Consider the following 22707-nt stretch of genomic DNA (forward strand, 5'->3'; position numbering starts at 1 on the left):
GCCCGTTATTCGTCCTTTGGTTGGTTATGCGACGAAGCCGTGAGGTGTCATTGTGGAGACAGTAACACTCTACATGCCGTGGGCGGCGCTTCTTGCGTCTGCGCTGCTCCTTGTCTGGCGAGGCAAGGCAGACGAGGAAGCGAAGGACGCCGGTGTTGCCCTTCCCGTCGTCATCACTCTGTTTGTTCTGGCTGCGGCGCTTGGAGTTGTCAGCCGATACACGACAGTCGATTGGAGGCCGGTCGCCCAGTGGGCAGCCGTAGGACTGGCGCTGGGCGGTCTCTGCGCTCTGTTGAGCAGTTGGTTTCGCGCTGATCGTTCTGGCCGCTCGGCGATCGTTGCGGTATTGGCGTTGCTGGTCATCAGTTTCGATGCAGGCGGCTTCGCACTCAGTACCGCTCGCGAGCTGGCGAGTCTGATTCTGGGGCTTGGCGTCAGCGCATATTGGCTGGCGTTCGTTGACCGAGGAGGGTTGGCGCAGCAACTCACGATTTACCTGGCGGTCGCCGGATCCAGCTTGCAGCTAGCGCGATTGGGGCATACAGAAGCCGAATCGTACGCGGTTCTGTTGGCTCTCAGCTCCATCGCGGCTGTGATCGTGATCCGATGGGTTCTCGATACCGTCATCACCACGGAAAACCGATCGCTGGTTCCGGTTTTGTCCACGGTCGTTCTTGCCGGAGCGCTCTGGCTAATCGCCGACCGGATCGTCGCGAATTCCGATCTCGGCGTAGTTCTGGCTGTCGCAGTCGGCGCGGCGCTCGTGTGTGCGTGGACCGTACGGCAAGAGCCCGACTCGGATCAAGTGCCTTCGGCATCGCTGGGTATCGCGATGCTGATTTGGATCGGAGTCGCGACTTTTGCGTTCAGCATGTCGGTCGGATACGGTTTGGCGCTCGCCGGGCTCGCTGGGTTTGCAGGCATGGTCGTACTGGGGCGGAAAGACCTCTTCCCGACGCTCGCTCCGATCGCGCTGCTCGCTCTTTACCGCGTCTTCAGAGAGGTCGTCCCGAGCCTCGGTCGGGCTTTCGACATCGGGCAGCACTATTCGCTCGTGGGGCTGGTGATCGGGGTTGCGATCGTTGCGAGTCTGGGCCAGCACTGGCTTAGAAAGCGGGATTCCGCATCAACACTTCAGAGCTTCCAGCCGCTTTGCATCGTGCTAGTAGCGTCGGTAGTGGTCGCGCTGTGCGTCATGTTGTTCGGCCCCAAGGGCGCCATCGGCCTGATGGTCGGTCTCGGAATCGCCCCAGCCCTGACAGCGCTCGGCCAAATCCGCGCCGCGAACGTGATGGCGATTGCGCTCGGGTTGAGCGGCCTCGTTTTGGCCGGGTACGACCCGCTCGCTCTACAGCGGGAGTTAGAGCGATCAGAAAAGATCACGGTGCTATGGCAGGGCGGAGCGGTGATCGCGGTGTTGGTCGCTCTCGCTTTCTGGCTCGGGACACTCCGAAAGAAGGAGAAGGCGAATGAAAGTCAATAGAATTCTTAGTTCCGGCAGCGCGCTCAGCGTGGCTGTTGCTTGCGGCGCGCTTTGGGCGCTGACGGCTTTTGGCGTTACAGAGGAGGTACCTGTCGGGTCGGTCACAGGGATCGCAGTTGAAGAGGGAACCGATAACCCGATCGCCGGCGCAGAGGTCTGGCTTTCGCCTGCCTATTTCGAACTGGGTGCCGACCTTATCTCGCCAATTACGTTTCACACCAATGCTGACGGCAGCTTCCGATTTGCGAACGTTCCTGTCGGCGCGTATTCGCTGACTGTGATGTCGCCGGGCTATTTCAAGTCTGAGTGGGTTCTGGTCGAAGAGGATCGCGATGAGATCCTCACGGTCCGCGCCCGCTGGACCGGCGATCAACTGTACGTTTCGGCCGGTCAGAGCGTCTACACGCCCGATGAATCTCCAGAGTTCATCATGAACGGCTTGACGCGCCAGAACGACGTTTCCGTCACAGTTTCACGGTTGCCAAAGGACGAGATCGAAAAGAACGCCGACATCTACAGGCTGATTCGGCAGATCATTTATCAAAGATTCGATGAAGATGTCGCGGAGTCAGTGCCCGAGCTTGAGGAAGTCCAGAAACGGACATTCCACTTGACAACGAAGGATTTGCAGGGACGGTTTGCAGAAGTTCTCATGCTGGACGGGCTTCCGGAAGGGACGTACGTCGTCGCCATTTCCACGGACGATGCGATCGACTACACGTGGTTGACCGTTTCGACGATCGGGCTGATCACGAAGTCTTCGCCGGGTCGCGTCCTTGCGTTCGCCGTCGACATTGAGAGTGGAGAGCCGCTCGAGGGCGTAGAGATATCGCTCGTCTATCAGGGAAAGCGAACCAAACTCGGCAGAACGGACGAGTTCGGCGTTGTCGAGTCGGACTTGCCGAAGTCGTCAGGCGAGTACTTCGCTGTGATAGCCGAGCGCGGCGAATCGAGCGCGTTCGCGTGGTTCTACGATTACGGCGACTCCGGAACGGCCTTGGCGGCGTACATCCAGACGGACAGGCCGGTCTACCGCCCCGGCGATAAAGTTCAGTACAAGGCAACGCTGCGAGAGCCGACCCAGAACGGTTACCGAGTGCCGTCTGGCCGCCAGGTCGAGGTCACGATTTACGATCCTGACGGTTCGGAGTTGGAGAAGCGAACTGCATCGCTGACGGCTTTCGGCGCAGTGGACGGCAGCTTCGACATACCTGAAGAAGGCTTGACCGGCAGCTACCGCATCGCCGTCGATCTTGGAAGTCGAGTTGAGAGCAAGTACGTTCCGGTCGCGTCGTACAGGAAGTCCGAGTTCCTGCTATCGGTGCAGCCCGGGAAGCCTTACTACCTCGTTGGCGAGACGGTCGTATTCGTAGCGAAGGCCGAGTACTACACGGGAGAGCCGGTGGTCGGAGCAAAAGTGAACGCATCGATCTTCGATTCTGAGTTGTGGGATCGCTCTCCGTTTGAGGACGACTCATTCTACGACTGGGATCAGGAAGAGTGGTTCGGCGGTGCGTACCTTGGAGAGTTCAAAGCTGTGACGGATTCGAAGGGCGAGGCTAGGATTTCGTTCAAGCCTTCGAAAGATAGCAAGCACACGCCAGGCTCGACTTATCGACTCTCGGCTTCAGTCTCGGTGAGCGATCCCTCTGGCCGGTACTTCTCTGCCAACGGCTCAGTGGTCGTCGCCCCCAGCGCGGTCAGTGTGAGAGCAGGCTTTGAACAGTACGTCGTGCAGCTGGGCGAGTCAGCCGTCTTGCGCGTGCAGGCCATAGATCGTGCAACGGGCAAGCCCAAGACCGGAAGCGAGGTCTTCGTGGAGTACGGCTACCGCCAGTGGCGCGGATCGAAGTACGAGCTTGTCGACACGCAGAAATTGAGCGCCAAAACCGATGCAGACGGTTCCGCGACGTTCGAGATCGATTTCGATCGTGGCGGCAGCGTCGAGGCGACGGTTTCAGTCGCGGACAGCAAAGGGCGAAAGACGGAAACAAGAGCGTATCTGTGGGTTTGGGAAAATGGAGCTAAGTTGTCTGGAAGCGTGCCGAGCCTGCAGATCGTTCTGGATCGAAAGGAGTATGAAACGGGTGACACGGCGAAGGCGATCATCCGCACTTCGCGCCCAGGCGGCAGTGCGCTCGTGACCATTGAAGCTGACGGAATCCTTTTCTCGCGAGTCGTGCCTCTTGACAGCGAATCTGTGGAGGTCGAGTGGGAGTTGGACGAGAAGTACCGACCGAACGTTGAAGTTAACGTCGCCTATATTCGCGACAAATCGTTTTCACAAGCAAGCCGAAATATGCGAGTGGCCCACCCGGATGACGAGCTGCGAGTTACCGTCACTGCGGACAAGGAGGTTGCTCGGCCGGGCGAGGTCGTTCGGTACACGGTCGAGACGCGCGACGTGGCGGGCCGGCCTGTCAGCTCCGACGTGTCGCTGACGGTCGTTGACGAGGCGATCTACGCCATTCGCGAAGACCGCGACGACCCGCTCCGTGCGTTCTATCCAAGCCGCTGGTCGAACGTTCGGACCAGCTATTCGTTCCCGGACGTCTACCTGGACGGCGACGACAAGGCGCCGGTCGACATGGAGGTTCGCCGCAACTTCAAGGACACCGCGTTCTGGCTCCCATCGGTTATCACCGGCTCTGATGGCCGGGCGACGGTCGCGGTGAAGCTGCCGGACAACGTCACGAAATGGAGGGCGACGGCTACCGCCATCTCAGCCGATACGAGAGTCGGGAAGTCTCGAGAAACGATCGTTGCGAAGCTGCCGCTGATGGTGCGCTTGAGCCCGCCAGCGTTCTTCGTGCAGGACGACGTGCAGACGGTCGGCTCTGTGATTACGAACGGCACTTCCCGAGCGTTCGATGTTTCTGTGCGCCTAGAGGTGGAGAACCTTGAGCTGCTGGACGAAGCCTCGCAGCGGATCAGGCTGAAGCCGGACGAGAGCAAGACCGTCTCTTGGCGGGTGAAGGCGGGCGATCCCGGCAGCGCGAAGTTTACGGTCCTTGCCTGGAACGACGAACTTCATCACCGCGACGGCCTTGAGCGGCAGGTCACCGTCGCGGCGAACGGCCCGACTTTGCGGACTTACCGCTCTGGCAGCACGACTTCTTCGGCGTCAGCCTCGTTTGAGATCGAACAAGACGTCGTCGCAGGGAGCGTCAGTTTGACGATCGCTCCGTCGATTCTGAGTTCGCTCTTGAGTTCTATCGACGACTTGGTGAAGTATCCGTACGGGTGCGTCGAGCAGACGATGAACCGGTTCATGCCGGCGGTCGTCACGCTCAGCCTCTTGCGCGACACCGGGCAGAGCCGACCCGAACTGGAGGACCGAATTGCCGATGTCTCCAAGAAGAGCCTGGTGCGCCTGCGCAAGATGCAGCATTACGACGGCGGATGGGGCTGGTGGGAGACAGACTCCAGCGATGCGGGGATGACGGCTCTCGTTCTCGACGGTCTCTATCGCGCGCGAGAGGCTGGATTGCCGATCGATCCGAACATGATGTCGTCTGGTATGAGTTGGGCGCAGGATTACTTTGATCAGGCTCGTTCACTGGCTTTCTTCGACGATGCCCTGCACCTCGCGCTGGTGCTGGCGCGCGAGAACGTTCTTCCGGGCATCGCGCTTGATCGTCTGCGCACCGAGCCGCTAAATGACAGGACATCGACGATCGCCTTGGCGAGAATCGCTCGCATCTATTGGCACCTGCGCGAGCAGCTCAGCGATGTCGATGCTGAGCGGATGTTGAGCGCGTACGACCTGCTGATTGATCGGGCGACTGAGACTGCGTCTGCAATGTCGTGGTCGGACGTCTGGTGGTACTCGCCGACAGGAGAGGCGCTGCTCGCCGTGCAGGCTTTGGAGCCATCTTCGGATCGTCCGCTGAAGATTCTGAAATACCTGATGCAGTCGCGGAGGGGCGGGTCCTGGACGAGCACGCGCGACACGGCGGTCATCGTCATCGGCGCAAGTCAGTACGTTAGAGATCACGAGGAATTGCGTACTTCGTTCTCCGTCGACTTGCGGATGGACGGTGCAAACGTGCGGACGATCGCCTTTACGGCTGGCTCGATTCAGCCTGTCGAGCTTGAGCTGCCGATCAGCGGTTTGAATCCTGGCGAGCACCACGTGACGATCGTCGTGCGGGGCGAGGGGCAGGCGTACTACACGCTCGATGCCTCGCGCACTATTTACCAGCCAAAAACGACATCTCGACCTGGACCCACCCTACGCATCATCCGCGAGTACTTCGGCATGAAGGCGACGCGCCTTGAGGACGGCAGCACTCGGTTGCTGCGTTCAAAGCAGGCGCAGACGACGTTCAAGAGCGGCGAGGTGTTGCGATGCCGGCTGACCATCATCTCCGAGCAAGCGTACGAGTACGTCATGATCCGCGACCCGTCGCTGAGCAACTGCCGGATCGTCGAAGCAGACTCGGTCAATGTGTACTCGTGGCGCTCTTGGTACAGCAATCAGGACTTCTACGACGACCACGCCGCGTTCTTCATGCGTCGTTTGCCGAAAGGGAAGAGCGTCATCGAGTACGCCGTACGGGCCGAGGCGATCGGCACGGCGTCTGCACTGCCGGCGGAGGTGTCGCTGATGTATATGCCAGAGATTCGAGCAAGCAGCGCAACCTCCACGATCGAGGTGCGGAAGTGAGGCGACTGTGGGCAATCGTAGCGCTAGTCGCTGCGTGTTTTCTGATCGCGCTGCCGCTGTCGAACAAGCGTCAGGTCGACCGGCCGATCGCGAGCTACAGCACGCCGCTGGACGGCAGGATCGACAATCAGAGGCACAACGCGGTGCTCTGCATGCAGGAGATCGACGGCGTTGTGATCGAGCCCGGTGAGACGTTCTCCTTCAACGAGACGATCGGTGGTTGGACGCGGGACAAGGGGTACCGGCGGGCGCCGGTCAGCTTTGGCGGAATCTTGATCGACTCTTGGGGCGGCGGCGTCTGCCAGACGAGCACGACGCTCTACAACGCGGCGCTGCTCGCAGGGTTGGAAATAGTCGAGAGACACCGACACCACTACGCGCCGACGTACGTCCAGCCGGGCCGGGACGCGGCGGTCGCGTATCCGAACATCGACCTGAAATTCCGCAATCCGTACGATTTCAAGATCACGATAGCGAGCCGCTTGACGTCCGCTGGAGTCGTGATCGAGATCCTCGCGCCGCAAGACCTTGAGCAAAGAGCGCAGATAGAGCAGCGAGTTTTGCGAGTGGTCCAGCCGCAAGAGTTCGTGCTTGGATCTGGTCGATTCGGGAGAGTACGAAACCCAGGCCACGCCGGGTACGAGGTCGAAACCTACCGGGTGATCGATGGGGTCAGGGAGCTCATATCGGTGGACAGCTATCCGGTGATGAACAAGGTGATCGAGTATTCGTCCCCCGCGCGCGGTTCGTAATCGTGGTATCACGTGGTAATCGTGTCTGACCGTGACGTCTCAAAAGAGCTGGCCGATCTGTTGATCGTCGGCGTTGAGGGAGGGGTGTTTCCTGGCGCGGGGTGCGCGGTCGGCACGGCGAAGGAGACTTTCTTCGCACACGCCGGTCGTCATATGTACTCCGAGGAGAGCGTTGCGATCGATGATCAAACGGTTTGGGATCTTGCAAGCCTGACGAAGATTGCAGCAACGACGAGCGTCGCGATGTTGCTGTATCAGGACGGCGTGTTAGATCTCGACTCGCACGTGCAAAGCGTGTTGCCGGGCTTCGTCGGCGACGGCAAGGACGAGGTCACCGTGCGCAATCTGCTGTTGCACGATTCGGGGCTGCCGCCGTACCGCCGGTTTGGTGACTTGACCGATCCGGACGACGTGCTGCAAGAGCTGCTGAAGACACCGCTCGACGCCGCGCCGGGTGAGAAAACGGCGTACAGCGATCTAGGTGCGGTTACGCTGATGGAGGTGATGCAGCGCCTGACCGGGCACACTCTGGACAAGCTGTTCCAAGACTTGGTCGCCGATCCGCTCGGGATGGAGAGTGCCGTTTACAACCCGATCCTTGAAGTGCGGTCTCTTTGTGCGCCGACCGAGAAGCTGGAGGAGTGGCGGCTGCTCATCGAGGATGAGCGCGAGTTTGTCCGTGTGCAGGATGACTACATCCAAGGCGGCGTTCATGATCCGACCGCGTTTTTGCTTGGTGGGGTCAGCGGGAACGCGGGGCTCTTCAGCCGAACGGCGGATCTTGTACTTCTCGCTCGTGCATGGCTCGTCGGATCTGATCCGTTTTCACGCGAGGTCGCTGAGCTTTTTAGCAAGAAGCAAAGCGAGGAGTCTACACGGGCGTTGGGCTTCGATACGAGGGTCGAAGAGGGCTCATCCGCAGGCGAAAAGTTCTCTTCGTCTTCGTTCGGCCACACGGGTTATACGGGAACGACGATCTGGATCGACCCGGAGCAAGAACTGTTCGCGATCCTGCTGACGAACCGCGTTCATCCGACGAGCGAGAACATCAAGATTAGAAAGTACCGACCGACGTTTCACGACCGAGTCGTCGAGCTGTTGGCGTCGAAGTAGGGGCGATCCTGGTTTCGGAGTGCGCGGACGCGTCCGCGCTTTTGACAGTGTTGGAAACCGGATTCCGTTCCAGCGGAACTGCTCTGCTAGCGCTATGGAAAGCTCCGACTCGTCGGAGCACTCCGAAAACTCTTTCGCGTCACCAGAATCTTCATCCCTCTCCCTTGCCCTCCCCCAAGGGGGCAATAATATACTTAGCACACGAAATCCTGGGTGTGGGGTAATGAGGGCGTCCGGCCAGACCGAGGCTAACTCGTGAGCGAACATCGCGTGATTCCCCTGAAGGTCAACGCCTGGATAGATGAGGGTGTGGCACCGCTGGTCGAAGCCCTCAACGAGATACCCGACATAGAAACCCTGGATAGCTGCGAAGACGACAGCGGGGCCGCTCGCGTCTACTTTCGCTTCCGGGGGCCAGACACGGCAGAGGTTACGATAGCGCGGACGAGCGAGTTGGCCCGGATGTTGAACGGGGCATTGGTCAGATACGAAGTCGATATTGAGTTCAGGGGCGACTACGATCCGATTGCTCGAATAGCAACCGCCCCGGACTCGGTTCAGGATTTAGCCGCGGCCATACGAGCGCGTGTTGTGGTGACACGTAGCGCATAGGTGTTCGCAATTGCTTGCCGTACCTGGGCCGCCTTGGACTATGTGATGGAACTGGGAGGCTGCGTGTGTGCACCTCCCTGTATGGTGAGAGCAACTCGTGCGGGTGCACTCACATCGTCCGCCCGAACGTTTTCGGACGGCCCTCTTTACGTCATCAGGAAACTCGTTCCTTTCTGGCATATAATTATCCTCCCGATCTCCCATCGGAGCCGCTAAGGTGCGGTTTGCCCCATGGGTGCTAAGCCATGGCGAGCGTAAATTCACGAGGCGTTTCGGGCTGTGCGTCCGTCCTTTTGATCGGTTGCGCATCGCAAAACAAACTCGTCGGCGGATCGGCTGTTAGCAGCAGTCGGTTCGTCGCATCGTATAGGACGGAGAATAGGGTGAGAATGCGTCTCAAATTGGCACTCTCGGGCCAGTATTGCTAAACAGATTCACCCTGAGGACGGCCTAAGGTGGCACCGCAAGGCCATTCCGGGGCGTCTGTACGGTAGAATGTGGAAAACTATGGGTATTAGTGCTCGAAAATACGGGTATTTTTAGCCACCTGCCGATAATTGAGTCTTAATGGTAGACACCAGTCTACTAGCGGGGGTAGTAGTTATGGCGAAGATTGAATACAAGAAACCGAAGTTCAAGGAGCTGCTGGTGTACGTCTGTGAAAAGATGTACGACAGGCCGACATTCGGCGATGTCGTGCTGAACAAGGTTCTGGCAGAGATCGAATGGCGGGCCTATGAAACCTTGCAGTCGCCCGTGTCCGGACAGACGTTCAAGCGCAATGAGCACGGGCCGACATCCTATATGCTGTTGCCCGTTCGAAAAGAAATGGAGGGAACCGACCTGAGGACTGGCCCGAGGGACTTTCACGAGTATTCCCAAAGGGCGACAAAGGCCCTTCGGCCTGCTGACACAGCGTTGTTCTCAGAGGAGGAAATGGCCGTAATCGACTCTGTGATCGACGAGTATTCCAACCTCAACGGCCTGGAGGCCGAAACAAAGATCAAGGCAGAGCGCAAGGGGTTCTTTTTGTGGGAGATCGGGGATGAAATCCCATACGCCGCCGTGTTCTTGGCGGGCCGCGAACCGACCCAGGCGGAAAAGGACTTCGCCCTAACACTGTAGGCCCGGTACAATCGTCCGCGTGCGTCAAAATGCACATCGTCAATTAGCACATGAAGACAGCTTCAATGACGACTTAGCCAGAATAGCTGGCGGCACCCGGTCTGCGGACTTTGCGTTCAGGGAGATCATGCTGATGCTGGCGTTCCAGCCCGAGGTCGGCACACAGTCCTCTAAGGACGGCATTCTCTTGATAGTTGTCAAGCCCAAGGGCCTGCCTGAGTGCGTGCTCTTCTACAGGTACGACAAGTTCGTGGTCACGGCTATCAGGATGGTTGAGGCGGTGGAGATAGACGTTCAATCCCAGTCTGCCGCAGGGTTGAACTAGGATCGTTCCGCCCGTGGGTTGGCGTCGTCGCCATTCTGTCCCCTCCGGCTTTTGGCGATCTTCCTGTCCAGTTCCTCCTTAGGAACCTTTAGGAGCTTTTTTGTCAGGTCTGACAGCGCGTCCATGCTTGGCGCGTCTTTTCGGGCCGCGTCGCGGCTTGAGGATTTGTCTGACATATCTGTTCTTACGCTTGCCGACTCACGCCTGCGCCACTGGGTTCGTCAGGTGCTTGCCCGTAAGATCATTGTACGTCAATCGCTTGCCGATTACGCCTGAAACTGTCTTATCGAACCGCTCAAAGTTCGTCCTTTCTCTGGCGTTGAAGCGGAACGCCTGTTCATCGAGGTAGCGATGTAGGTGGAACGGCTCGACCGAGACGTATGTGCCGTTGATCGTCCGCTTTAGAAGCGACCAGTAATTTTCCAGACCGTTGGTGTGTACGTTGCCCTCGACGTATGAAACCGCGTGGTCGATGACCATGCGCTGATAGAAGAACTCAAGGCCGTCGTATCCTTTGTGTGCGTCTGTGAACAGTGTCGAGTGGCCGTGGACGCGCCTCGTGATCTCTCGGTTCATGGTACGCCGGTCGTTCCGCATGATGATCGTCGTGGCGACCTTGCCGCCGCGCTCCAGCATTCCGAGAACGATTGTCTTGCCCACGCCGCCGCCCTTTGAGTGGAGCCGTTGCCGCTCGCTCCGGTGCATATTGCGAGCCTTGCCGCCGATGTAAGTTTCGTCGGCCTCGACGTGGCCTTTCAGGAGAAAGGAGCCGGACTGCATCGACAGGCGGATTCGATGGAGCATGAACCAGGCCGTCTTTTGAGTAACGCCCAAATCTCCTGCGAGTTCGTAGGAACTGATGCCGTTCTTGCAGTTGGCAATCAGCCACATGGCAGGGAGCCACTTGCCCAGCTTGATCGGAGAATCCTCAAAGATCGTACCGACCTTGACCGAGAACTGGCGGCGACAACCGTTGCACCGCCACACGGATCGAGTCTCGATCAGCTTGACCTTTTCAGAGCCACAGCGAGGGCATGAAACACCGTCGGGCCAACGCCTGTCACGGATGTACTCAAACGCCCTGCGCTCGTCCGCAAAGTACGAAACGACTTCTAGGAGCGTCTCGGGTTGCTTCGTCTTTGCCATGACCCCAGTATAGCACAATATCGTGAGTCAAGTATATTATTGCCCCCAAGGGGGAGGGGATTGGGGGTCAGACCTTCTCGGTCAGCTCTGGTACGGCGTCGAAGAGGTCGGCTACGAGGCCGAAGTCGGCGGATTCGAAGATCGGGGCGTCGGGGTCGGTGTTGATCGCAACGATGACTTTCGAGTCTTTGATGCCCGCCATGTGCTGGGTCGAGCCGCTGATTCCCGCTGCGATGTAGAGGTCGGGCGCGACGATCTTTCCGGTCTGGCCGACCTGCAGTTCGTTGGCAGCGATGCCGCTATCGACAGCAGCCCGCGTCGCGCCAACGGCGCCGCCGAGTTTATCGGCGAGCCCACCGATGATTCGCTCGAAAGTCTCGGCGTCCTTCAGCGGGCGTCCTCCGGAGACGACGACTTTCGCCTGTGTGAGATCGGGCCGCGATCCTCCGCCGCTCGATTCGCTGACTTTCACAGTCGCTCCGGGAGCGATGGACACGGTCTTCATCGAGGGGACATCGGCGGTAGGAAAGCCTGCGGGGCGGAACGTGATGACAACGGGTTCAGCAAGCACTTCGACCTTCGCAAGCACCGCGCCAGCGACCATCGGTCGCACAAAAACGGTCGGCGTTTCGACGGCGACGGCGTCGGTGATCATCGCGGCGTCGAGCAGGCCTGCGAGCCGCGCGAGCACGTCTTTCGAACGCATCGAGGAGACGGCGGCGATGTGCGTATACCCTTCGCATTGCTGCGTTAATCCGTCTGCAAAGGCGTCGGCAGGCGGCATTTCGCCTTCGAAACCCAGGACGTCGAACTCCATTCCCAGCGCGGAGGCGAAACCTGCGCACGCGCCCGCTTCAGAGGCGTCGAAAACGATCAGAAGAGCCTTGGCCATCAGAGTGCGCCTCTCTCCCTCAGCGCGGCCACGAGTTCATCGACAGAGCCGACGATTCGGCCTGGGGGCCGTGGCGCCGGTGACGACATGCCTAGCACTCTGGTCTTCGGCTGAGCGTCGGTCGCGCGGGGTCTCTTGTCGAGCGGTTTTGTTCGCGCTTTGATGATGCCGGGAAGCGGGATGTAGCGCGGCTCGTTCAATCTTAGATCAGTCGTGATGACGCAGGGCAGAGGCAGCGAGAGGGTCTCCTCGCCCGCGTCGGTCTCGCGGGTGACGGTCGCCTTGCCGTCGGCGATATCGATCTTTGCGGCAAACGTCGCCTGCGGCCAGCCGAGCCGCGCGGCGAGCATCTGCCCGGCTTGGCCGCGATCTGTGTCGGTCGACTGTTTGCCCATCAGCACCATGTCGGGAGACATCTCCATCGCCAGCGTCTCCAGCTCCTTCGCCACGACGGTTGAGTCCATAGCGTCATCTGTCTCAATGAGAATCGCTTGGTCGGCACCCATCGCGAGCGCTTTGCGGAGCTGCTCTTCGCATTCGACCGAACCGATCGACACGACAACGATCTCGACCGAGGGGTCCGCTTGCTTCATGCGCACGGCCTCTTCGATCGCGATCTCGTCGAACGGGTTGATGTCGAACTTGACCCCTGCGGTATCGAGGCCCGAGCCGTCGGCCAAGGGGCCGACTTTGGCGAACGGATCTACGACACGTTTGACCGGACAGAGGATTCTCACGCGATGCTGTCCATTCGATTAATTGCGGAGCGGCTTTCCTGTTTCAATCATGTGTCGAATCCGCGTCTGGGACAGGCCTTCGGCGAGGAGCGAAATGAACCCAGTCCGTTCCTTTTCGAGTGCATCGTCAAACGACGTGGACTTTGCGAGCACGGCCTTGATCTTGTCGCTGATGAGCCGGTCGTGTGCGCTCAATTCTCCGGACTTCAAGAGCTGCGCCTGAGCGCTCTCGATCATTCCGCTCAGCGGCCCGAGTACTGCGCTCCACTCCTGCTCTTTGCGCGGTTCCGCCTCAAGCGCCGCGATCTTGGCCTCGTGCAGCAGCCGATCGTCCAGGTAAACCGTTACGTCGTCCTCTCGCATAAACCCGAGCTTGCGTGCGTTGTCAGCTGAAGTCGAGAGCGTTCCGAGCGCGAGCAGCTTGGCGATCTCCGCCAACCGTTTCGCCGACGATTGATGCCTGAGGCGGAGCAGCGCCAACCCCCCGCCGGAAGGAAGCAGACCCACTCTCGACTCCGGAAATCCGAGTTTTGATTCTGCAGTCGCTACGACGCGAGAGCAGCTGATGGCCATTTCACAACCGCCGCCGAGGCAAAACCCGAACACCGCCGCAGCAGACGGAATTTGTCCCAGCAATCTGCCGAGCTGCTGCAGCGCCTGCAGCCCGGCTTCGACAGCGTCAAGTTTGTCTTCTTCGATGCACTGCAAGAGGAAACCCAGGTCGAAGCCGGCAGAGAATATGCGCTCGTGGCTTGCCAAGACGACTCTTTGGGCGTCGCCGCTCTCAAGATATGCGATCATGTCGCCTATCGTGCTCGGCGAGAGAACGCCCATCTTGGCGGTCAGGCCCATGGCGTGCACTCCGTCTCCGAGATCGCGGACGTCGAAACCGTCGAACCGCTTGACGACCGGGAAATCCGTCAGCACCGCGTGCTCCGGCCTCTTAGGGATGTTCTCGTAGGCGCCGTTGAAAGCGAGCGCCGTGCCATCGACGTAGTACCGCTTTTTCTGTTGCCCTAGTTTCTCAGGGCCGATCATGTCGATCATTTCGAACGGCCCTGCCTCCCAACCAAAGCCGAACTTCATGACTTGATCGAAATCGACGACGGTGTGGCAGACCTCTTCCTTCAGATAATCGGCGTACTTCAGAGTCGGAACGAGGTACTCGCGCAAGAACTCGCCCACTGGGTCCCGCAGCTCCAGCGCCTGTAGCAGCCTTTCCGCCAGCGGCAGCCGCCCAAGCTTCTTCAACGAGGGGAAGTCGACGTCAAGGCTCATGCGGTATGCGGTCGTCTGAAAGTCCAGCGCAAGGAACTCGCGCCCCTCGCGCCGGTAGTACCCCTGTCCGGCCTTCCCGCCGATCCAGCCCTTAGACAGAAGGTGCTCGAGCGACGATGGGTTGTTCAGCCACTTGGTGTACGGATCGTCTGGACATCTCGCTTGAAGGTTGTCCGCGATGTCGCGCATGATGTCGAGCCCGACCATGTCGTTCAGCCGGAAGCTGCCGCTCTTCGGCCTGCCGATGAACCGTCCGGTGATCGCATCCGTCTCCTCGATCGTCAGCCCCAGCTTTTCGGCGACGTGGATAGCGAAGAACATCGACCACATCCCAAATCTGTTCGCGATGAATCCGGGCGTGTCCTTGGCGACCACGACTCGGCGGGCGATCCGATCTTCCAAGAACCGGCTCATGGCTTCGACCGCTTCCGGGTCGGTCTCTGGCGTTGGGATCAGCTCGACCAGCTTCAGGTACCGCGGTGGATTGAAGAAGTGCGTGCCCATGAACTTGCTGCGGAAGGCGGCGCTCCGACCCGCGGAGAGCAGCTCGATCTGTAGGCCGCTGGTGTTGGTCGTCAGCATGGTCTCCGGCGGAAGAATGTCGTCAAGCTGTTCGAACAGCGATCTCTTGGCGTCCATCTTCTCGATGATCGCCTCGCAGACCCAATCGGCCTCTTTCGCCCATTCTAGGTTGTCTCTTACGCTGCCCAGCCTGATCGAATCAGCCGTGGTCGCCAGGTAAAAGTGCGGGGGACGCGCCTGCTTGGCCTGGTCGAACGACTGCCGGGCGGAGTCCGCCGTGAGGTCTAGCAGCGTGACCTCAAGTCCGAGATTCGCCAAATGGGCAGCGATTCCGCTGCCCATTGTGCCAGCACCGATCACACATACTTTGTCGCACTTCTCCAGCATTATTCAGGTTCACCTCGCCGCTTAAAGCGGCGAATCAAGGGCATGATGCAGGATACCCACAGGCGGAGCGCTGGGCTGAGCTTGGCAGAGCCATTCGTCCGGCGGATATACTATGGGATTGCGATGACTAGAATGAACGTGTCAGGAGTACCAGTATAAGGCGCTTTAGGCGACCACCTCGCCGTGAGCCGCCACCGATGATCAATCGGCGGCTGTTGAGATTCAGCGAGGTCAGGCTTCTGGGGTCCGAAGGCGAGCAGCTGGGCGTCCTAGAGACGAAGAAAGCCCTCAGCCTGGCGATTGACGCGGACTTGGACTTAGTCTTGGTTGCGCCGCATGCGAAACCGCCCGTTTGCAAAATCGTCGACTACGGCAAGTACAAGTACGAACAATCGAAGGCGAAAAAGGACCAAAAGAAGAAGCACCTCGAGGTCAAGGGAGTAAAATTCCGACCTGGCACCCAGGAGCACGACCTACAGGTGTTGGTGCGTAGCGCGACAAGGTTCCTCGGCGACGGACACAAGGTTCGGATGATCTGCGTTTTCCGGCCCAGGGAGTTGGCCCACCCGGAGATCGGTGAGCGCAAGCTTCTCAAGATGGCCGAGGATCTTGCCGAGGTCGGGAAGATCGAGCGGCCTCCAAGCCGGAACGGGCGCGAGATGACGGTGATTCTGTCGCCGATCACGGGAAAGAAGAAAGATGGCGAAGCTAAAGAAACGGACGCTACCAAAGCTGAAGACAAGCAAAACGGCGCTGAAGAGGTTTAAGATCACCGGCACCGGAAAGCTGTTGCGCCGAAAGGCGTACAACAGCCATATGTTCGCGCACAAGAGCGCCAGTCAGAAGCGTCGGCTCGACATGGACACGGAAGTGGGGAAGGCCGATCGGAAGCGAATGAGAAGGCTGCTGGGCATATAGATCTGCGAGCAGCACATCGGTCGGGAATCTACCGCCACCGCCTGCAAGGCTGGAAAGCGGTCCGACGAGAGAACCGTAAACGAGGAAAACAATGGCAAGAGTAAAACGTGGCCTGATGCGCCACAAGCGACATAAGAAGGTCATCGGTCGAGCAAAGGGGTATTTCGGCCGCAAGAAAAACGTCTACAAGAACGCCAACGAACAGGTGATGAAGAGTGGGATGTACGCCTACCGGGATCGCCGCGTGCGCAAGCGCATGTTCCGACGGCTGTGGGTGACGCGGATCGGCGCCGCATGCCGCCTGTGCGATGTGAAATACAGCGAATTGATCCACGCAATGCGAGAGAAGGGCGTGCTGGTCAACCGGAAGTCGCTCAGCGAGCTCGCGGTGGCAGACATGGACGCGTTCAAGAGCTTCGTCAAGCAGGTGATGGCTTGACAGGATGAGGTCACAGCTCTTGACACCCTCGCTGTCAGTCTTTCGTGCCGCCGATCCCGTGCATGGGCGTTCGGCGCAAAGTAGAATGTAGGGCGTATGAACTCGGCAATGGTTGACCAAGGCGCAGGCATATCGGTCGTTCCACCTCTCAATGAGAAAGAGTCTGCGTTCTTGGACTCCGTTCGAAGCTTTGTCGCTACCGAGCTTCTGCCTAACACGCGAGAATGGGAGCGGAACACCGCGTTCCCGGACGACATTTGGACCAAGCTGGGTGACTGCGGACTGCTTTCGATGGTCGTCCCGCCAGAAATGGGAGGTCCAGGCCTGTCGTGCATGGCGTTTGTGGAAGCGTGCCGCGAGATAGCAAAGGGCGATCCAGCGCTCTGCATGAACGTCTCGGCGATCAACGCGCTGTGCCTTGGGCACTTTGTGCACTTTTGCGACGACGAGCAGCGGGAGCGGTATCTCGCCGACGCCATGAGCGGCAAGCTGAAACTGGCGTGGGGCTTGACAGAGCCGGATGCAGGGTCAGATGCCCGGAGGGTGAAGTCCTTCGCCGAGCCGATCCCGAATCGACCAGGCTACTTCCACATCAACGGCGAAAAGATGTTCGTCACGAACGGTGGGAAAGCGAACCTTATCATCCTCATTGCCAAGACGTCCGAGACGGAACTTTCAGCGTTTCTCATGGAGACGGACCAACCGGGGTTTGAATTGACCGAGCGTATCCATACCGTAGGCGTGAGGGCTTCGAACACCGTTCGCTTCACGATGACGAACGCCGTGGGCTGGCACACGCCGTGTACATTCAAGGAGGCGATTTCGCTGCTGTACCGCGGTCGGCTGGCGATCGCCGGCATGGCGATAGGGATTTCTGAGAAGGCGCAAGAGCTGACCGTTGAGTACGCAAAACAGCGAGAGCAGTTCAACCGTCGGCTGGCGGATATGCAATCGGTCCAGAACATGATCGCCGACAGCGCGATGGAGATCGAGGCGGCTCGCGGTCTTCTCCACAAGGGGGCGGCGATGTTCGATCGTGGGGAGGATATAGTCAAGATCAGCTCGATGGCAAAGCTGTTTGCGAGTGAAACGGCCAACAGAACCACGAACCGCGCGATCCAGATTCACGGTGGACGAGGCATGACGTTCGACTACCTGGTAGAGAAGCTGTGGCGGGACGCAAAACTGACAGAGATTGGGGAAGGGTGCAGCGAAATCCAGCGACTTGTCATTTCTAAGCAAGTTCTGCGATAAAATACAGTTACCCTTGGGGGGAACAGGCAAATGGTGTTAGCAGCAGTTGCATTCGCGTTGACGGCTTCCAGCGAGCCGGTTGATCTTTATCGCCAGTTCAAAGCAGGCGAAGAGCTTGAATACGAAGTGAAGTCGAATTTGATGGTGGAGCGCCGCCACTATTTGACGTCCACGTATATTCCCGACGAGATCGACCAGAACTACAAGTTCACGATGAAAGTGGTCGAAATTCTGGCGGATGGATTCGCCAAAATCGACTACAGGCGACCGGAGATGACGATCATTCTCGGCGAAACCGCGTTTGAGCCGCCTGTCAAGGAGATCGAAGAACTCAACTGGCGGTTCACGATGACCTTGTCACCGGTCAACGCGCTGACGGACGTAATCGATCTGACGCCCAAGAAAGACGACGACGATGGCGACGGCGGAATGCTGCGGGCTCTGTCGCATCGCGCCAAAGGCCAAGCTCAGGATTCGGTGATGAACTTCATGGTAGAGCTGTACCGGCTCGCGCTGTTCGTCGGCAGCCTGGACACGGCCATCGATCTCGCACCACGACTGCCGCTCTTCGAGGTCGAACCAGGGGAGACGTGGGAGGAGACGGTTGCGTACCAGCCGCAGAAGCTCAAGGGATCAGGCAAGGTTCGACCGCAACGCTTGGACTACACGTACACCTTCATCGGCCTGATCGAAAAACCTGATGGCACAAAGGTGTACAGGGTGACCGCAGACCTGGAGCTTGACACCGATGCAGCGCCGTTCGTGAACGACATGTTGGGAATGAAGCCGTCCGAGAGCGGTCTGTCGAAGATTATTCTCAAGATCAAGTCGCACATCGACTTCGACCTCGATCCCGAGACGAAACGCACGCTCAGTGCGCGCGCGCGGTCAGACGGCGAGGCTGCCATCTGGCTCACCCAGCTACCTACCGTTGCGTACATCGAAGAGAAGATTCGCGGCAGAACCACGATGAAGCTGCTCCGTAGCCAGTAACGGAAGATGCAGCTAGATTCCAAACGCACGACGCTGCTCATCGGGCTTGGGGTTTTCGCCGTTGCGCTAGCCTTGCGGCTCGTCGGCATCGGCTGGGGTGCGCCGAACGACATCCGAAACCACAGCCTGCACCCGGACGAGCAGGTCATCACGCTCTACTCTCAGCAGATCGATCCGACCAGGCTGGACTTTACGCCGGGGTTTTATAACTACGGAACGCTGTATTTGACGTCCGTGCGGATCGCGGGCGACCTCGCTCTGACCTACGGTGGCGAGATCGCAGGCGAAGGGCCTGCAGCCGTGAACGCAGCGTTTGCACGGATTCAAATGGCGGGTCGTGTCATATCGGCGATCGCGGGCGCTGCCACAGCCTGGTTCGTGTTCTTGATCCTAGCCGGGAGGGTGAATCTGCTGGGAGCGATCCTGGGGTCGTTGGCGATGGCGTTCGCCCCGGGCCACGTCATGCACTCGAGGTTCCAGACGCCCGACGTGTTCGCGACGTTCCTGCTGGTCGTCAGCCTGTACTTTGCGCTGAGACTGCTTCCGGTCCAAGAAGAAGAGAGCATCCAGTCCCGACTGTTCGTTCGATACGGAGTTCTCGCTGGCGTGTTCGCGGGGCTCAGCGCGGGGGCGAAGTACACGGGGATTCTCGCGCTCATCGCGCTCGCTGTCGCGTGCGCGCTGTCGACGGACAAAGTGCGTTGGAAGACCCTTGCGCTTGGGGCTGGAGCGGCTTTGGTCACGTTCGTCGTCACGACGCCGGGGGTACTGCTCGAAAGCCAACGGTTCTTCGCAGACTTTCGGTACGAGATGCTTCACACGTCGACTGGGCACGGCCTTGTGTTCGCGGGGACGCCCAGCGGGTTCATCTTTCACTTGCAGAACCTCTCCGTCGCGTTCGGATTCGTTCTGCTGCTAGTGGGTGCGTTCGGTCTCGGTCGAGCCGTATTCAGGAGGCACGCGTGGGCGATTGCGCTAGTGGCGTTCGCGCTTGCTTATTACATCCTGATCGGCAGGGCAGAGGTCAAGTTCGTTCGCTATGTGTTCCCGTTGATTCCGGTTCTGTGCATCGGCGTTGGGTGGCTGGCGGGAAGGGCGCACATTAGTCCGAGCCAGCCAATCAAGCACGGGGTCGTTTTCCTTGCGATTCTAGGCGTTGGCGGAGTTGGAGGAGGCGGCCTAACGCTGGCCGTGAATACTACGATCTTGATGACGCAGGAGGACGTGCGGGATGCCTTCGCACGCGAGATCATGGAACTGCTGGAAGACGGTGAGTCGGTTGGATTCGTCTCCGATCCATGGTTCTATTCGATTCCGCTATTTCCGGATTCGGCGGCCATGCGACCGTTCGACCCGCGCGAGTCTTCGATGTTCTCCGACTCCAAGAATCCGCTGTTGCTGTACGTGCCAGACAATCCCGATGAAAGGTTCTCGTGGGACGTGAGGCTTCTGACCGAGCTTGAACCGACCTACGTCGTATACAGCAGCTTTGAGTTCGCTGATCTTGCGAGGTTGATGAAGGAGCCTAGCCCGCCGACCGAATACAAGATTCAGATCGAGCGGGCCAAGGAGTTCATGGACATACTATCGACGCACTACGAGCCCCTAGAAGTTCGAGGCGACGACGCAGTTAGTTCATTTACGTTCCCGGATGGAACGACGCTCCATGACCTCATGTACGTTCGTCCAACCTTATGGCTGTGGAAAAGAAAGACCGACTTGCCGAGCGAATCGAGTGGTTCCTCGACCACCTCGGAGCCGAGCGAGGAGCCAGCGAGCACACCGTAGCGGCCTATGCGAACGACCTCGCTAAGGCGACGGCGTTCTTCGCTGCCCTCGGTCGCAGAGATTGGCGGGAGCTGACCGCCGAAGACGTGGTGCGGTATCAGGCCACGCTGGGGCCGCCGTTGAAGCCGTCAACGACGCTGCGACGGACTAGTAGCCTGCGGTCGCTGCTGAAGTTCCTAAAACGGAACGGAGTCGGCCCGGAGATGGAGCTGCCCAGCCTGAGCACGGTGAGAAAGCCGAAGCGGTTGCCAAAATCTCTTCCGGTCGACGAACTGGCCAGGTTGCTGAACGCGCCCGACGTGCAAAGCCCAAGGGGACTGCGAGACCGGGCGCTGATGGAGCTTGTGTACGGCGCTGGCCTGCGGATCAGCGAGGCCGTCGGGCTGCGCCTCGAAGAGCTTGATCTGGATTCGGCGGCGTTCCGGGTTACCGGCAAGCGCGGAAAGACCCGCTGGCTGCCTCTGCCGCGCTTCACGGTGCCATGGATCGAGCGGTACCTCGCCGAAGGAAGAGAGAAGCTGCTCAAGCGGCCGATTGCCGAAGTGTTCGTCAACAGCCACGGCAATCGGATGTCGCGCCAGTCCGCGTACGCGCTGCTACAGAAGTACGCTCGCCAGGCGGGCATCGAGCGAGCTGTGAGCCCGCACACGCTGCGCCACACGTACGCGGTTCATCTGCTGCAAGGCGGAGCGGACCTGCGAACGGTGCAGGAGCTCCTCGGCCACGCGTCGATCAGCACAACGCAGGTCTATACGGAACTGGACGTCGGCGAAGTCAAAAGGAAGTATCGCGAAGCGCACCCGCGTCGATAGGGTCAGCGAACCGCTCGTTTGCGCTCACTTCCAGTTCAAAGCCGTCCCGCTCGCCCTGAGCCAGTCTGACAGAGCCCGCCAGCGCGATCATGGCGGCGTTGTCGGTGCAGAACTGTAGCGGCGGAGCGAAGAACCCGACGCCGATCCTCTCGGCTGCTGCCTTCATCTGCTTTCTCAACCGCTCGTTCGCCGCGACCCCTCCAACCAGCGCAATCGCCTTCGCCGACGTGTCCTCCGCTGCCCTTGTGGACTTCTCGACCAACACGTCGACGATAGCCTCCTGCAGGCTTGCGGCGAGGTCTGATACGTTGATCGCCTTGCCTTCGCGCTCGACGAGCCTGAGCACAGCGGTCTTGAGGCCGCTGAAGGAAAAGTCGTACGGCTTGGACTTGAGGGCTCGCGGCAGATCGTACCGATTTGGATCGCCCGAGCGCGCCATCTCTTGGACCGCCTGTCCGCCTGGGTACCCGAGGCCGAGCAGGCGCGCGCCTTTGTCGAACGCCTCGCCGGCAGCGTCGTCGATCGTCCCACCGATCTGCTTGTATTCACAAGACTTGCTCACGAGAATCAGCTCCGTGTGCCCTCCAGAGACGATTACACAAAGGTGGGGATAGGGCGGGGAGTGCCCTGCGAGCGACGTGCTCATGACGTGCCCCTCCAGGTGGTGCACGCCGATCAGTGGGATCTGCCAAGCCATTGAAAGAGCTTTTGCGGCAGTAACTCCGACGCTCAAAGCGCCTACTAGCCCCGGGCGGTTTGTCACGGCGATCGCGCCGGGTGTGCCGACGTTGGCGATCTTGATGGCTTCGTCAACGACCGGAAGAATCGACTCGACGTGGGCTCGGGCTGCCGCTTCGGGCACGACGCCGCCCCACTTTTCGTGCAGCGCGGCTTGCGACGAAACTACGTTCGAGAGCACGGTCGTTCCGTTCAGAACGGCGCAGCTTGTTTCGTCACAGCTCGTCTCGATCCCTAGAACGGGCGCATCGTAACAGTTCACGCGGGCGCATCCCGCATGCTCAGGTCGTGGAGCCACATGATCACGGCGTCTTCGCCGTCGTTCGGGTAGTACCGCTTTCGCATACCGCAATTGACGTAGCCCAGGGCTTCATACAGAGCTATCGCGGCTGTGTTAGATCGTCTCACTTCGAGCGTCGAGCAGAAGGCCCCCCTGTCTCGGCTCCTGACCAGGATTTCGATCATCAACTGCCGACCGAGCCCCTGCCGTCTGACGTCCTGATCCACGGCGATGGTGGTTATATGACACTCGTCTGCGTCGATCCATGCACCGGCGTACCCAGCGACTTGGCCCTTTCGCGATGCGACGATGAACTCCCCTTGCGCGTGTCCAATCTCAAGCTCGAACGCCCGACGAGACCACGGTATCTCGTTTGACGCCTTCTCGATGGACAGCACGGAGTCGAGGTGCCGCTCCTCGATCGGCGAGAATCGAACTCCGTTC

21 protein-coding genes are annotated in these 22707 nt (G+C 59.5%); 14 read left to right on the top strand and 7 right to left on the bottom strand.

The window, feature by feature from the left end; translation table 11 throughout:
• Positions 1-52 precede the first annotated feature (52 nt).
• The 7 genes from IH944_05045 to IH944_05075 all read left to right on the top strand — a co-directional run bounded on the left by IH944_05045 (position 53) and on the right by IH944_05075 (position 10079).
• Entirely contained in the window at positions 53-1483 is a 1431-nt protein-coding gene (locus tag IH944_05045; GenBank protein ID MCH7903919.1) for a hypothetical protein, read from the top strand.
• A complete protein-coding gene (locus IH944_05050; GenBank protein MCH7903920.1) occupies positions 1470-6152 on the top strand; it encodes a carboxypeptidase regulatory-like domain-containing protein in 4683 nt (1560 codons plus the stop codon). The genes IH944_05045 and IH944_05050 overlap by 14 nt, the downstream gene beginning before the upstream one ends.
• Positions 6149-6904: a VanW family protein gene (locus tag IH944_05055; protein ID MCH7903921.1), complete on the top strand. Its 756-nt coding sequence runs from the start codon at positions 6149-6151 to the stop codon at positions 6902-6904. Before IH944_05050 ends, IH944_05055 begins: the two co-directional genes overlap by 4 nt.
• A 21-nt stretch (positions 6905-6925) precedes the next feature.
• On the top strand, positions 6926-8017 hold the full coding sequence (locus IH944_05060; protein MCH7903922.1) for a serine hydrolase: 1092 nt from the start codon (positions 6926-6928) through the stop codon (positions 8015-8017).
• A 255-nt stretch (positions 8018-8272) separates the two neighbouring features.
• A complete protein-coding gene (locus IH944_05065) occupies positions 8273-8629 on the top strand; it encodes a hypothetical protein (protein MCH7903923.1) in 357 nt (118 codons plus the stop codon).
• Positions 8630-9232: 603 nt separating this feature from the next.
• Positions 9233-9754 carry a DUF4065 domain-containing protein gene (locus IH944_05070; GenBank protein ID MCH7903924.1) on the top strand — a complete coding sequence of 174 codons (522 nt, stop codon included), beginning with the start codon at positions 9233-9235 and terminating at the stop codon, positions 9752-9754.
• A gap of 19 nt (positions 9755-9773) precedes the next feature.
• A complete protein-coding gene (locus IH944_05075; GenBank protein MCH7903925.1) occupies positions 9774-10079 on the top strand; it encodes a hypothetical protein in 306 nt (101 codons plus the stop codon).
• On the opposite strand, the gene IH944_05080 is transcribed toward IH944_05075, so the two are convergent.
• The 5 genes from IH944_05080 to IH944_05100 form a co-directional block, all read right to left on the bottom strand.
• Entirely contained in the window at positions 10076-10255 is a 180-nt protein-coding gene (locus IH944_05080; GenBank protein ID MCH7903926.1) for a hypothetical protein, read from the bottom strand. The genes IH944_05075 and IH944_05080 overlap by 4 nt on opposite strands.
• A 22-nt stretch (positions 10256-10277) precedes the next feature.
• A complete protein-coding gene (locus IH944_05085) occupies positions 10278-11225 on the bottom strand; it encodes an IS1595 family transposase (GenBank protein ID MCH7903927.1) in 948 nt (315 codons plus the stop codon).
• A 67-nt stretch (positions 11226-11292) separates the two neighbouring features.
• The gene (locus tag IH944_05090) at positions 11293-12117 is read right to left on the bottom strand and encodes an electron transfer flavoprotein subunit alpha/FixB family protein (protein ID MCH7903928.1); all 825 of its coding nucleotides are present in this window, start codon (positions 12115-12117) and stop codon (positions 11293-11295) included.
• Positions 12117-12854, bottom strand: coding sequence for an electron transfer flavoprotein subunit beta/FixA family protein (locus IH944_05095; GenBank protein MCH7903929.1), 738 nt, complete (start codon positions 12852-12854; stop codon positions 12117-12119). Before IH944_05095 ends, IH944_05090 begins: the two co-directional genes overlap by 1 nt.
• An 18-nt stretch (positions 12855-12872) precedes the next feature.
• Positions 12873-15041 carry an enoyl-CoA hydratase/isomerase family protein gene (locus IH944_05100; protein ID MCH7903930.1) on the bottom strand — a complete coding sequence of 723 codons (2169 nt, stop codon included), beginning with the start codon at positions 15039-15041 and terminating at the stop codon, positions 12873-12875.
• Positions 15042-15238: 197 nt separating this feature from the next.
• Here IH944_05100 and IH944_05105 point away from each other — a divergent pair, with 197 nt between their 5' ends.
• The 7 genes from IH944_05105 to IH944_05135 all read left to right on the top strand — a co-directional run bounded on the left by IH944_05105 (position 15239) and on the right by IH944_05135 (position 21245).
• Complete coding sequence (locus IH944_05105; GenBank protein MCH7903931.1) at positions 15239-15808, top strand: translation initiation factor IF-3; 570 nt, start codon at positions 15239-15241, stop codon at positions 15806-15808.
• Complete coding sequence (rpmI, locus tag IH944_05110; GenBank protein ID MCH7903932.1) at positions 15741-15959, top strand: 50S ribosomal protein L35; 219 nt, start codon at positions 15741-15743, stop codon at positions 15957-15959. The genes IH944_05105 and rpmI overlap by 68 nt, the downstream gene beginning before the upstream one ends.
• A gap of 91 nt (positions 15960-16050) precedes the next feature.
• Positions 16051-16398: a 50S ribosomal protein L20 gene (rplT, locus tag IH944_05115; GenBank protein MCH7903933.1), complete on the top strand. Its 348-nt coding sequence runs from the start codon at positions 16051-16053 to the stop codon at positions 16396-16398.
• A 96-nt stretch (positions 16399-16494) separates the two neighbouring features.
• Positions 16495-17652 (top strand): acyl-CoA dehydrogenase family protein, encoded by a 1158-nt coding sequence (locus IH944_05120; GenBank protein MCH7903934.1) that lies wholly within the window; start codon positions 16495-16497, stop codon positions 17650-17652.
• Between the two features lie 30 nt (positions 17653-17682).
• Positions 17683-18645: a hypothetical protein gene (locus IH944_05125; protein ID MCH7903935.1), complete on the top strand. Its 963-nt coding sequence runs from the start codon at positions 17683-17685 to the stop codon at positions 18643-18645.
• A gap of 6 nt (positions 18646-18651) precedes the next feature.
• Entirely contained in the window at positions 18652-20433 is a 1782-nt protein-coding gene (locus IH944_05130) for a glycosyltransferase family 39 protein (GenBank protein MCH7903936.1), read from the top strand.
• Positions 20346-21245 (top strand): tyrosine recombinase, encoded by a 900-nt coding sequence (locus IH944_05135; protein MCH7903937.1) that lies wholly within the window; start codon positions 20346-20348, stop codon positions 21243-21245. Before IH944_05130 ends, IH944_05135 begins: the two co-directional genes overlap by 88 nt.
• Here IH944_05135 and tsaD read toward each other — a convergent pair.
• Both tsaD and rimI read right to left on the bottom strand, forming a co-directional pair.
• Entirely contained in the window at positions 21208-22245 is a 1038-nt protein-coding gene (tsaD, locus tag IH944_05140; GenBank protein MCH7903938.1) for a tRNA (adenosine(37)-N6)-threonylcarbamoyltransferase complex transferase subunit TsaD, read from the bottom strand. The two genes, IH944_05135 and tsaD, sit on opposite strands and share 38 nt — an antisense overlap.
• A complete protein-coding gene (rimI, locus tag IH944_05145) occupies positions 22242-22685 on the bottom strand; it encodes a ribosomal protein S18-alanine N-acetyltransferase (protein ID MCH7903939.1) in 444 nt (147 codons plus the stop codon). The genes tsaD and rimI overlap by 4 nt, the downstream gene beginning before the upstream one ends.
• Positions 22686-22707: the final 22 nt, after the last annotated feature.

Source organism: Armatimonadota bacterium (genome assembly GCA_022563855.1).
Taxonomy (GTDB): domain Bacteria; phylum Armatimonadota; class Fimbriimonadia; order Fimbriimonadales; family Fimbriimonadaceae; genus JADFMN01.